The organism is Aquirufa avitistagni, assembly GCF_042715545.1.
GTDB classification, from domain to species: Bacteria; Bacteroidota; Bacteroidia; order Cytophagales; family Spirosomataceae; genus Aquirufa; species Aquirufa avitistagni.
Map to the genome: position 1 here is coordinate 190971 of NZ_JBBKXZ010000001.1, position 13142 is coordinate 204112.

Annotated in this window: 8 protein-coding genes and 1 tRNA gene; 6 read left to right on the plus strand and 3 right to left on the minus strand. The window is 42.3% G+C overall.

Going from position 1 to position 13142, the window contains the following annotated elements; genetic code table 11:
- The first annotated feature begins 73 nt into the window (after window positions 1-73).
- The 3 genes from U0R10_RS00815 to U0R10_RS00825 are packed head-to-tail and all read left to right on the plus strand — an operon-like array spanning window position 74 to window position 4488.
- A complete protein-coding gene (locus U0R10_RS00815; protein WP_377981779.1) occupies window positions 74-1918 on the plus strand; it encodes a glycoside hydrolase family 13 protein in 1845 nt (614 codons plus the stop codon).
- Between the two features lie 50 nt (window positions 1919-1968).
- Entirely contained in the window at window positions 1969-3909 is a 1941-nt protein-coding gene (locus tag U0R10_RS00820) for a sensor histidine kinase (protein ID WP_377981780.1), read from the plus strand.
- Window positions 3910-4488, plus strand: a complete 579-nt coding sequence (locus tag U0R10_RS00825) for a response regulator transcription factor (protein ID WP_377981781.1) — start codon at window positions 3910-3912, stop codon at window positions 4486-4488.
- Window positions 4489-4599: 111 nt separating this feature from the next.
- On the opposite strand, the gene U0R10_RS00830 is transcribed toward U0R10_RS00825, so the two are convergent.
- Complete coding sequence (locus U0R10_RS00830) at window positions 4600-6687, minus strand: T9SS type A sorting domain-containing protein (RefSeq protein ID WP_377981782.1); 2088 nt, start codon at window positions 6685-6687, stop codon at window positions 4600-4602.
- A gap of 393 nt (window positions 6688-7080) precedes the next feature.
- Between U0R10_RS00830 and U0R10_RS00835 the strand changes: the two genes are divergently transcribed.
- Window positions 7081-8718 (plus strand): amidase, encoded by a 1638-nt coding sequence (locus U0R10_RS00835; RefSeq protein WP_377981783.1) that lies wholly within the window; start codon window positions 7081-7083, stop codon window positions 8716-8718.
- A gap of 12 nt (window positions 8719-8730) precedes the next feature.
- Here U0R10_RS00835 and U0R10_RS00840 read toward each other — a convergent pair whose 3' ends face one another.
- A complete protein-coding gene (locus U0R10_RS00840) occupies window positions 8731-9594 on the minus strand; it encodes a dienelactone hydrolase family protein (protein WP_377981784.1) in 864 nt (287 codons plus the stop codon).
- 121 nt (window positions 9595-9715) lie between these two features.
- On the opposite strand from U0R10_RS00840, the gene U0R10_RS00845 reads away from it, so the two are divergent.
- Window positions 9716-12043, plus strand: coding sequence for a hypothetical protein (locus U0R10_RS00845; protein ID WP_377981785.1), 2328 nt, complete (start codon window positions 9716-9718; stop codon window positions 12041-12043).
- Between the two features lie 224 nt (window positions 12044-12267).
- Complete coding sequence (locus U0R10_RS00850) at window positions 12268-13011, plus strand: fibrobacter succinogenes major paralogous domain-containing protein (protein WP_377981786.1); 744 nt, start codon at window positions 12268-12270, stop codon at window positions 13009-13011.
- 56 nt (window positions 13012-13067) lie between these two features.
- On the opposite strand, the gene U0R10_RS00855 is transcribed toward U0R10_RS00850, so the two are convergent.
- A tRNA-Arg gene (locus U0R10_RS00855) sits at window positions 13068-13139 on the minus strand.
- Between the last annotated feature and the right edge of the window lie 3 nt (window positions 13140-13142).

Sequence of the window (13142 nt, forward strand, 5' to 3'; positions counted from 1 at the left end):
TATTTAACCTAATTTTAAGTCACAGGTTGGTGGGGTCCTGACCCCACCAACCTGAACAAAACCTTCCAGAATCATGAAGAAACTTATATTATTCCTATTCGTATCGTTAAGCCTTCAAACCGCTCACGCCCAAGACTTACGCGTGGAACCACTCAACTGGTGGACGGGCATGAAAAATAGCCAACTACAATTAATGATCCACGGAAAGGACATTAAAGGGAGCGAGGTAATTGCCAAAAAGCCAGGTTTAAAGATTGTGAAAGTGCATTCGGCCGACAGCCCAAATTACCTATTTGTTGACTGTGAAATCTCGAAAAACACCCCGGCAGGGACATATCCCATTGACCTAAAAAAAGGCGGTAAAATCATCCATCACATCGATTATTCCTTACAAGCACGCGATAAAAATTCCGCAAATCGTCCCTCATACAGTACCAAAGACGTCATCTACCTAATCACGCCAGATCGTTTTGCAAACGGTGACCCATCGAATGATGCAGCACCTGGATACCGCGAGCCCAATCCCGCACGCAATGAAATGTACGGACGCCACGGTGGAGATATCAAAGGAATAACAGATCGGTTGGATTACATCCACGACATGGGCTTCACCGCGATTTGGAGCTTGCCGGTTCAAACCAATGACCAAGCAAAGGAAAGCTATCATGGTTACGCCATTACAGATCATTATGCGATTGACCCGCGTTTTGGCACCAACGAAGATTATAAAAATTTATCCGTAAAAGCTGGCCAAAAAGGCATCAAGATCATCATGGATGTCGTATTAAATCACTGTGGAGATGGCCACTGGTGGATGAAAGATTTTCCATTCAAGGATTGGATAAACTTCGATGGAAAGTTTGTCTCAACCACTCATCGCAGAGAAACGGTGCAAGATCCACACGTGTCCAAATTCGACGCGAAGATGCAATCAGAAGGTTGGTTCGTGCCCGCCATGCCTGATTTGAATCAAAAAAACCCGTTCATGGCCAAATATTTGATTCAAAATACGATTTGGTGGATTGAATATGCCCATTTAGGTGGCATTCGCATTGATACCTATCCATATTCCGAGAAGCTATTTGCGGCGCAATGGTCAGATGCCGTTTTGGCGGAATACCCTAACCTCAATCTGGTAGGTGAAGAATGGTCCTCAAATCCAATCATCACGTCCTATTGGCAAAAAGGAAAAGTGAATCGCGATGGATTTAAATCGTCCTTGCCGGCTTTAATGGACTTCCCATTGCAGAATGCATTGACAGAATCCATGAACGAAAATGACCAAGAATGGGGAAAAGGGCTAAATAAACTGTACAATGTCTTGTCAAATGATTTGATTTATGCCAATCCAGATAATTTGGTGGTCTTCGGCGACAATCATGACATGTCTCGTTTTTACACCCAAGTGAAACATGACCAAGCATTATTTCGTATGGGTATCACGTTTTTAATGACCACGCGTGGTATTCCACAGATCTTTTATGGTACCGAGAATTTGATGTCGAACCCAAAAAGCAGCGAGCATGGCGAAATTCGTGGTGATTTTTATGGCGGCTGGCCAGGCGATGCGAAAGATGCAGTGAGCCAAAAAGGGTTTACTGCCGACGAGAAAAGCACGCAGGATTTCTTTAAAAAATTATTGAATTGGCGGAAAAATAACACCGTGATTCATGAGGGTAAATTGCTTCATTTTGGGCCAGAAAATGGCGTTTATGTATATTTTAGATATACGAATACTGGAAAAGTGATGGTTGTTCTGAATAAAAATGTGCAAGAAAAAGTCATTGATCTCGCCAAATTTGCAGAAATTATTCAACCCGGCATGGCCGTTAAAGAGGTTATGACGGATAAACAATTTACCTTAGGAGCCAACCTAAGCGTTGCCGGAAAAACGGCCATGATTTTAGAAGTGCATTAAACGCGTAAAAAAATAAAACCCGAAAGGGCCTAGTTCTAATCAAATTATACATGTTTCGTAAAATCGCCTACGGTTTTTGCCTACTGCTGCTGCGTGCACTTTGGTGTAGTCCCCCAGCACAGGCCGTAGCTGATAGCTATCATCCCCGCAAGTTTTCAAATCATGCCCAATACGCTGATTTTGACGCCATGTGGCAAGATTGGGATCAAAAGTATCGATCAGATGAAGGCTATTTTTCATTTGCCAATGTAGCCGACCTTGAGGCTATCCTAATTGGACATTTACAAAAAGCACGAAAAGAGAAAGACCTGCCCAAGGTGGTCCGTGTGCTCTTGCCATTGTCCATGGTCTACCACAATCAAGCTAAATTTGACCAAGGTCTACCCTTGTTGGAATGGCTTTTTCAACACCTCCACCTGGTTCCCAAACATTACCATCGCGACGTACACATTAAGTTGGAAGAGGAATATCGAGGAAAAAATCTACTCGAGAAGGCCATCGTTATTCGGCAGAAGCGAATCGAAAAGGGCTACATTAAAACCTTTTGGGAAATTTACCGCGATTGCGGCTTATACGAAGATGCCATCAAAGATTATCGGGCCAATCAGCCTTTCCCCGCTAAATTGGAACTCAGACGCGTATATTATTATGATCGCCTAGGCAACTTATATCTATTGAATGGCCAAATAGATCAAGCCTTTCAACAGTATACCAAAGGTGCCGAACAAATCCAGTTATTGATACAGTGGAATAGAAAATCTAAACAATACTTGCCGCGTGAGCTGAATTTCTGGCGAGGCGATTTTAAGGGTAAGTTGGTCATTTGTCGTATCAAAAAAGGGATTTATACCCATGCGATCCAGACATTAAAAGAAGATTTGGCCTTGACAAAAGACGATATCGATCATCAAATTCAAAGTATGATTGTGTTAAGTCAATGTTTCATTCACGCCAAACAATACCCCGTTGCCAAAATTTACCTGGATTCAGCCAATCGTTACATGCGTGGAAAAGTGATTCGGCCCTTAAAAATTGAGTTGCTAGCGACCTATGCTGCGTATCATAAGTCGGTCAGTCAATCAGATTCTGCCTTTTATTTCTTGAAAGCACAATACAATTATCAGGATAGTTTGAACGAGACCATGAATCGAAATAAGTCGGTGTTGTTATTGGGCCAACTCGAAGTGACGAAACGGCGTGCAGAGCTTTTGGCTTCTAAAAATGACCTGTTGAAACTAACTAAGATTTCAGAGGTCCAACAAGTTCAAGTGCGCAGTTTGATTTTATTGGTGATTATCATGCTGGTCTCAGTCCTTGTTTCCATCATTATCATTCGACAAAAATACCTGCTAAATGTTCGTGCAGAACAAATCGTTTTGCAGAATAGTCGGAACGAAATTTTACTCAAAGAATTACATCATCGGGTTAAGAATAACCTGCAAGTGATTTACAGTCTATTGAATTTACAAAAGCGACGCGTTAGAAATAAAGAATCAAATGAGCTGATTCGCTCCATGCAAAATCGGATTCAAACCTTTGCCCTCGTGCATTCAAACTTACACAATACCCAAGAATTTGAATTTGTGAATGTCAAAGAGTACATAGAGACCTTGGTTGCGCATTTGATTTTAGTTTTCCAACATGAGGAAGATATTCCTGTGACCATTCAGTATGATATCGATACGGAGCTCCAATTAAGTTTGGAGAAAATCACCTCGTTTGGTTTAATCCTAAATGAAATCATTTCGAATGCATTTAAATATGCATTTACACAGGTAAAGAATGGCATTTTGACGATTCGCGTGCAGCGTCAAGGGGCTAAGATTAGTATCGTCATTTCGGACAATGGGCCGGGGAAGGAGTCTGATTTGACAGATTCGGGCCAATTAGGCATGAAACTAATCACACTCATGTGCAAGCAAATGGATGCTACGCACGAAATGCGGGCAGACGGTGGAATCATTCACCAAATAACGTTTAACTATATCTAGATGGGGAATAATCGAATTTTGGTTTTGGAGGATGAGGTAATTGTAGCGATGGATCTTCAAGAAATTTTGGAAAAATCGGGTTTTGAGGTGACGATAGCCCATAATTACGTGGAAGCTTTTACGATTCTAGTCGACTGGAAACCACAGTTGGCTATCTGCGACATAGACCTTGGGCAAGGTAAAACGGGCATTGAATTTGCCTTGGATGCCAAAAGTCGGGTGCCTTCACTAGAAGTTATCTTTTTGACGGCCTTTGGAGATCGGAATCATTTAGATCAAACCCATGAGTCAAGTCCAATAAACTACCTTGTTAAACCATGGAATGAAAGTCAAATCAGCATTTCAGTTGAAATGGCTTTTCAAGCTATCCATAAGAAATCGGGCGAAGGGCATGACTTTACGCCAGCCGAAAAGCGAATTTTGGAATTAATTGCGGCGCAAAAAAAGACCAAGGAAATTGCCGAAATACTTTTCATATCGGAGAAAACGGTGAAAAACCACCGCTATCATATTTCGAAGAAATTAGGCTTGTCGAATGAAAATAACAGCCTACTCTCCTGGGCGTTGAAAAACATGTAAATATGAGGCCCGGGACTCATAGTCATCGGGAGGAAATTAGCGTTCCTTTGTAGAAATACTCCTCGTTCTAATAAATCCATATAAAGTGTCCTGATACAAATTCGGGACACTTTATTGTTTTTGCACCTTGATAGATTTTAGCCCATGGCTGAATTTGACCACATAGTTTCCTACGGGAACTTGGCTCAGCGGGATTTGATCTTTGGTTTGAAATTCCAATTTCCCCCACCAAATCCGACCTTGTAAGTCGATCAATTGCACCTGCAGGTTCGGGTAGATTTTCGTATCAAATTCTATTTGTACGTAATCCTGAGCAGGATTGGGAAAAATGCGTATACCGGATATCTCCTCTTCATTCCCTAAGATTAGCACTTGCTTATTTGCTGATCTGGGCACCATGCATCCAGCCGCACTTTTTATCTCTACGGCATAGGTTCCAGAAACCATGACCGTTAAATTTTGCTTGACTTCGCCAGGCATTAAGGTGCCATTTTGGAACCATTGGTAAGATCCTGCTGGTGAGGAAGTTAGCGTATTTTCGCTTAAGTTACTGATTTGAGGAATCGGCAATTGCTTCTCAAATGGACAATCATCTACTTTGTCCAAGAGCCCATCTGCATCACTATCGCGCTGATCTGAAGCGCAACCGTTTTTGTCAACGGGGTTATTTGGGCTGGTATTCGGACATTGATCTTTCGCATTCACATAGCCGTCCGCATCATCATCAAAATAATTGTCATACGGTTCAATTAAAAAATGATCGAAGGCAAAGGCCCGCATTCCCGTTTGGTTAGTTAATAATGGAGCGGCAATTTGATACCCTTTGGGATGATTATAAAATGACGGGGTATACGCAAGTGTGTCCGTGGTAGGTGGTTTTGAAAGCAACAAAGTCAATTCGTTTTCCTTCGCTTCTATACGTACTAATTCCGTAAAATTCGCATGTGGAAACGCGATAGGAGCAAAGAAGAAGTTGTTTTTCAGACTTTGAGTTAATTTATTCCCATTCCAATCAGTCACGGTTGAATCAGCCGGTATGCGGAGTTTTTGGCCTTTATCAAATACCAAAATGATTTTTTTCTTGTCTTTACTCGCGAAATATGCACGTTGGATATTGGGACTTTCAATCTGGGGATTTGTCTCCGGACGGTATAAATCGGCCTCAAGCAATCGGTGTAATTCCGCCGCAGTTTGTGCATAACCTTCTGGCGAATAATGAATCCCATCATATCCTTTCGTTCCAATAGTCGCAAAACCCCTGATGAAGGTATCCGTTTGCGTGATCGATCGCTGCCCATCGCGGATGACGCTTTGTATCGAAAGTTCACCGTGAAGGATGTTGATCTGTGGTAGGTATATTTTTTGAATGCTCGGGTATTCTTTCTTGAGCAATTCGGCGTGCTTTTTGAAATTGGCCAACCACTCCGGGGCGTTGCCGCTGGTTTCATTTTCGCCTTGTCGGTAAATGAATGCTTTCACTTGATTTGTGACGCCGGCTTTTTGGCTACGGTAAAACAATTTTCCGCTAGATGTTTTTAGATCAATGGGGTTTGCACTTCGGAAAAGGTTATATTCCATGGAAGAGCCGCCAGAGCCACCGTTGATGATGCAGATGGGAATTTTTTGTTTTTCAATTAGGAGGCGCTGGAGTTCGGAGGCGAAGAGGCCAACGTCCGATGGGCTATTGGAAATCGACCAAAGTGTATCCGCCGCATGGTATGGCGCATAGTTTTCATAGTCTGGATTTCGTCCAAAGCTACGCGCAAATTCACCTTTATAGACCTTGGGGTGATCTTTACCCGTATACGAATTGGATTGGCCACTCACGAGAAAAACATCGCCAGCGACGATATTTTCTCGGCGCGCGAGGAACGTGGAGTCCTTGCCGTTTAGCCAATATACATCTAGATGGTATTCGGCTAATTCTGCCCGAATAGGAATGCGTAATGTGAAGTCTCCGGCTGTTTTTAGTGCGGTTTTGACATACGAGTAGGGGGAATTATTTTTTTTGACGTTGACCGAAATCGCTCCCGGTGTACCCGCATTCATCTTCCCTGAAATGGGAATGTATGCGATATTTTGAGCATCACGCGGGTAGAGCTGTAGATTTTGCGGCAGTTGATGAAAAGTGATTTGTTGGCCTATCAAGCCATGGTGTACACATACACTAATCAACAATAACGTGGGTATAAATTTCAAAACAGAGGAGAAGCTTTAAAGCGCTGTAAAGCTAAGCAATTTGTCAGTGAGTCCGCTCATAAATTAGTTAATGGTCAATCGGTTCAAATCTGCAAAATGAGGCCTAGGGCCTATTGTGGTTATCTGGAGAAGGTCGTTCCTTTGAATAAGTAAAATTCCTAGTTCTAATTCAATACGCGATTACCTAACCCTAATACCTTAAATTTATACAAAGCCTCTGCTAGGGATAGCGGGGGCTTTATTTTTTGGTATCCACAGAGGTTATTGGCGGTAAATGCATTTGAAAATATATGACAGGGTATGATATGACCAATAAATAATTAATTTTAGGCTTGCCGAGGAAGCACTATGACAAAATCCACGGTTGGCTTTTTTAATCCCCTTTTCACCGTCATGAAAAAAATTATCTTCTTAGTACTATTCAGCTACGTGGCCGTTGGCCAAACAAAATCTGACATACAAGGCGCTTCTCGCCTGTTTGATTTAACCTTCACTTCTCAGGAAATTGACACGCTGTATTCAGATGTGTTGGATAACGTGGTGAATTACAAGGCAATGCATGGATTAAGTTTGGGGAATGAGGTGCCTTTAAGTTTATGGCAGAATCCAAGATTGCCTGGAATGAAGTTTGATGAAACGCAGCGTGCGGTGGTTTGGCCTACCGTGAAGGCTTCAATGCCTGCGAATAAAGCAGAGTTGGCGTTTTATTCGATTGATCAGCTCGCGTATTTGATTAAGACGAAACAAATTACCTCTGTTGCATTAACTCAATTTTTCATTGAGCGCATCAAGACCTATGGGGCTAGCTTACAGTGTGTGGTCAGCCTGCAGGAGGAAATTGCTTTGGCGCAAGCGCGTCAAGCGGATCGAGAAATTGCTGCCGGAAAATATCGGGGCTTGTTGCATGGAATCCCGTATGGCTTAAAAGATTTGTTTGCGGTGAAAGGAACTAAAACGACTTGGGGGGCGGCACCTTATCAAGATCAAGTGATTGAGGAGGATGCGTATGTATATGCCAAACTCAAAGAATCTGGGGCTGTCTTGGTGGCGAAATTCACGTTGGGTGCACTAGCGATGGGTGATTATTGGTTTGGTGGGAGAACAAAAAATCCGTGGAATTTGAATGTGGGTTCATCAGGTTCATCTGCAGGATCAGCCTCAGCCACAGTGGCGGGACTTGTCCCATTTGCGATTGGGACGGAGACATGGGGTAGTATTGTTTCGCCAGCAACGACTTGCGGAGCGACGGGATTACGACCTACTTTTGGAAGTATTAGTCGGTCTGGTGCCATGGCACTAAGTTATTCGTTGGATAAAGTGGGCCCGATATGCCGGTCGGCAAACGACGCGGCCATCGTTTTTCATTACCTACATGGGACGGATGGGAAGGATTTGGCAGCGGTTAATATGCCATTCAATTACCAGGCAAATCGTTCATTGAAAGGAATGAAGATTGCGTATGCCAAAAACTATTTTGATAAGATTAAGGATACGACGCGGAATGAATGGCGCGCTTTGGCTGCATTGAGGCAGCAAGGGGTGACGTTGATTCCGGTGGAATTTCCAGATGAAAAGGTATATACGTTCAAAATTATGGATGTGATTATTGGGGCAGAATGTGCGGCGCAATTTGACGAGATGACCAGAAAAAATATCGATGATCAGTTGACCCGTCAAACGAAAAATGACTGGCCAAATCAATTCAGAACTTCCCGATTTATTCCCGCAGTAGAATACATAAATGCCCAGCGGCACCGGTATACCTTAATGCAAAAGGTTGACGCAGTTATTTCACAATATGACGCGATTATTTGTCCATCCCGGGGAGGAGGCAATCAATCGGCCATCACGAATTTGACGGGTCACCCCGTGGTTTGCGTTCCTACAGGATTGGATGTGAAAAATAAGCTACCTACGGGGATATCATTTGTGGGTAAATTGTATGATGAGGGCAATCTATTGCGGATTGCGCAATTTTACCAGGATCATACGAAGCATGAAGAAATTCATCCGGAAGCTTTTACCCGCTAGCGAACAATCATATTATAAATACTTTTTGAAAAAACTTATTGTTCTACTCCAAGCTAAATCAGCCGGCTCTTTCTGATAGCGCGCTGGAGATGAGTCATTATTAAAGGCATGCTGGGCCCCTTCGTAAATAAACAATTGATAGTCAATTTGATTACTTTTTAATGCATTTTCGTAGGCTGGAATACCTCCATTGATACGTTCATCTAAACCTGCATAATGAAGCATTAATTTGGCTTTAATTTTAGGAACGAGTGTAGCATCGATTTGCCGACCGTAATAAGGCACGCCTAGCGTTAACGCAGGATCCGCAGCGGCCAAATCGTTCACGACACCTCCACCCCAACAGAATCCAATGCAAGCCGTTTTTTGATTACTATTTTTCAAGGATCTAAGGTAGCTCAGGCCGCTTAGCATATTTTCTATGTTTTGCTTTGCATCTAATTTTCCAATCAGCGTTCGTCCTTCATCTTCATTGGTTGGCGTTCCACCAAACTGACTCAAACCGTCAATCCCTAACGCAATAAAACCTTCCTTCGCGATTCGCCTAGTTACATCCTTAATGTGTGGAGTTAATCCTCTGTTTTCATGGATAACTAAAACAGCGCCCAAGCGCTTTTTCCCCTGCTTCGGTTGCGCTAAATAGCCTTTGATAATTCCGTTGGGGGACTGGAATTCCGCCGTTGAAATGAGTAAGTCGCTATCATCTTCGGCAACTTGCGCACTTGCCGCATAACTGCCCTCCAAAACTGGCAATATCGTGCTTAATGCAGCTGTGCCGCCGATTAATTTGGTTAATCGATTTAAAAAGACCTCTCTAGTTAAAGGCTTGTGTGTATATTCATCAAATAGTTGGATGATTTCTTGATTTAACTTCATCGTAAATTTTATTTAAAATGTTATTTTTCAGGAATGATTGGCAATATAAAATTATATTGGCGGGGTTTATATGTTTGTGCCAACTAGCACAAAATTTTTCAATTCCATAACATGGGCACACATGAAAAAATTAGTTCTTGCATTGTTTATTGTTTTGTTCGCGAATGCTATTTCGAGTCAAGCGCAACTTGTTGACTTTTCAAATGCGCATATACATGTGACGAAAGAATTAAAATCTCCTTATCGAGAAACCTATATTAGGCTAATTCAGGAAGAGATAAAAAAGCGGACCGAGCTAAATTTGCGCGTACAAGATCAATCCGATGCGATGCCGATGATTGCTTTGGCGTTTGCAACAGATCAAAATTTACATGGCATTCCATTGCCCCAATTACCTAAGAATTCGCCTGCTTTTGCCAAAGAGGGATATGCTTTCTCCATCGACATACGTACGAAAAGGCCTATTTTATGGCTCATAGGTGGGGATGAAAGGGGTATTTTATATTCCTTAGGGGAGTTTTTTCGAAAAGCCCATTTGTCAAAGAACAAAATTGTAGTTGACAAAAAATACGAGGTGGCTGTTTCACCGCTGTATACGATTCGTGGCCACCAGTTGGGTTACCGAAATACAGCGAATTCATGGGATGCTTGGGATCCGAAGCAGTATGAACAGTACATTCTAGATTTAGCACTTTTTGGAACGAATGCGATTGAAAATATTCCGATGGAGGACAGTCCGCTGGGGCCTCACATGAAATTATCGCGGGAGGAAATGAATGTTAAATTAAGCCAAATCTGTCAGAATTATGGACTTGATTATTGGGTTTGGACACCTGCCGTTGTGGACTTAGCGGATGAAGCCAAGTTTAAGCAAGAGGTTCTCAAACATGCTGAGTTTTACAAAAGAACGCCCAAGATCGATGGTGTTTTTTTTCCAGGGGGAGATCCCGGTAGTAATCATCCGAAATATGTGTTGCCATTCTTAAAAGCAATTTCAGCAGCATTGAAATCATCACATCCTGCAGCTGGCATGTGGGTCTCTTTGCAAGGATTTAGTGATGAGGAGGTTAATTGTTTTTACGAATACCTGGAGAAGTATCAGCCCAATTGGTTAGTGGGCGTTGTCACAGGCCCCAGCAGCCCTGATCTGGCTAGTACGCGTTTTAGACTGCCCAAGCAATACAAGCACCGCCATTACCCGGATATTACCCATACGGTGCGTTGCCAATATCCCACGGAAAATTGGGATCAAGCATTTGCCCTCACCGAGGGGCGGGAGGTTTCGAATCCCCAGCCGGTATATTATGCGAAAATACATCAGCGCTTTGCGCATTTGACAGATGGATCCATAGCTTATTCAGATGGTGTGCATGATGATATCAACAAAGTTGTTTGGAGCCAAAAATCAGTAGATCCTTCAAAAGATGTGCGTGAGGTGTTGGTTGATTATGCGCGATTCTTTTTTGGCCATCAGGTATCCGAGAAAGTGGCTGATGGTATTTTGGCTTTGGAGCGTAATTGGGTGGGTCCGGTAGAGGAAAATGGGGGTATTGAAACTACGTTTTCGTATTGGACAAATTTAGAAATGCAACATCCAACGTTGAAGAATAATTGGCGCTGGCAACAGCTATTATTGCGTGCCTATTACGACACCTATATAAAACGACGAAAAATACGTGAGCAAAAACTGGAGCAACAAGCCAATTTAATTTTAGCAAAAGCGAGCGAAATAGGTGTGCTTCAAGCGATGGACATGGCGCTTGCAAAGGTTAATGAGGCAGATAACGCGTTGGAAAATTCAGAAATACGCCAAAAAATCATCACGTATTGCGACGCATTATTTACTTCCATTGGTTTGCAAACGAGTGTGGAGAAATATCGGGCAAGTGGCGCGGAACGTGGGGCCATATTGGATTTTATTGATTACCCACTAAATAACCGGTGGTGGTTAGCTGATGAGTTCGAGAAAATTAAAAAAATGCCAAAAGTAGAAGATCAGTTGGCGCGCATCGCGGTGATTGCCAACTGGGAGAATCCGGGGGTTGGTAGTTTTTACGATAACGTATCCGATGTTGCGAAAGGTCCACGCGTGACGACTCGAACGGATGATGGAACGGATGTCCTTTGGGAGGAAAATGGTAAAAGTAGGCGCCGACTATCCTCCCAGTTGTATCAAAATTTTCCTAAACTAACTTATGTTGACCTAGATCCGAACGCCAAATACTCCATTCGGATTTCAGGTTATGGAGAGGCCTTGTTACGCGTGGATGGGGTTCGCATTGCGCCAACGCTCTATCAAAAAGGCATGGGGGAGTTCAAGGAGTTTCAGCTCAGTCCACAATATGTGCGCGATGGTAAAATTGACATATCGTTTGATGAACCCGAAGAGTCTCATTTAAATTGGCGCCAACATTCCAAAGTTTTTGATGTGTGGTTGTTGAAAAATTAATCAGTCATGAATAAACTAAATTGCGTTTAGCCACACGTCGAGTTGACCTTTTCCATGTAAATAGCGTTAAATGTTTAAAAATGATTAATTGCTAGGCCAGAATTGACCCAGTGGGAGACACCCGCCTGCCCAAGTCATGGGAGGGGTTGCAGTCTGGAGTACCTTAAAGGAGGGGTAGATGGCAAATTTTAGGAATTTGAAGATTTTGGTTTAATTTGGCTTAAATGAATCGTATTTTGCTTGTAAAAAATCATCAGAAAATATTTAAAGTGAATATTAAGATGTTGCGAATAAATATTATTATCCATTTTTTCTTGATAGTTTTTGTTGGCTGTAAAACTGAGGAACCACTAAATTCAACTCAAAATTCATCGACTATAGTCATAGAAGTTAAATCCAAAACAGGACGCATTTGGATGGATAGGAATTTAGGTGCTTCCCAGGTAGCTAGAGGTTCAGATGATATTCAATCATATGGAGATTTATATCAATGGGGACGTGGTTCGGATGGGCATCAATTAAGATCTTCCTCTACTACTATTGCCTTATCTAGTTCTGATATTCCAAACAATGGAAATTTCATTATAACAAGCGGAGACTGGCGAAGTACGCAAAATGATAAATTGTGGCAGGGAGTAAACGGTGTTAACAATCCATGTCCAAATGGATTCAGATTGCCCACAAAGGATGAGTGGATAGAAGAGGTAAGTAGTTGGTCTTCAAAAGATTCAAAAGGCGCTTTGGTTTCAGCATTAAGATTGCCAGAAGCAACTAGTCGAGGCTCTAATGGTACATATTGTATTTCGAATTGTGGAATCGGAGGTGCTTATTGGTTAGGTACAGTAGGAGATAATTCTCAATTTAGTGACCCAAAATATTCATATGTTGGTGTTTTTAAAGTTGGTGTCGCAGGAGCCTCAGTATCAATTAGGGGAACTGGATTTTCTGTAAGATGTATAAAGGATTAAGAAACAAATAACCCCTTCTAATTGATTGATTTAGAAGAGGTTATGATACTTATAAGTAGCCCCGGAAGGAATCGAACCTTCATCTTAGGTACCGGAAACCTACATTCTATCCATTGAACTACGGAGCCAGG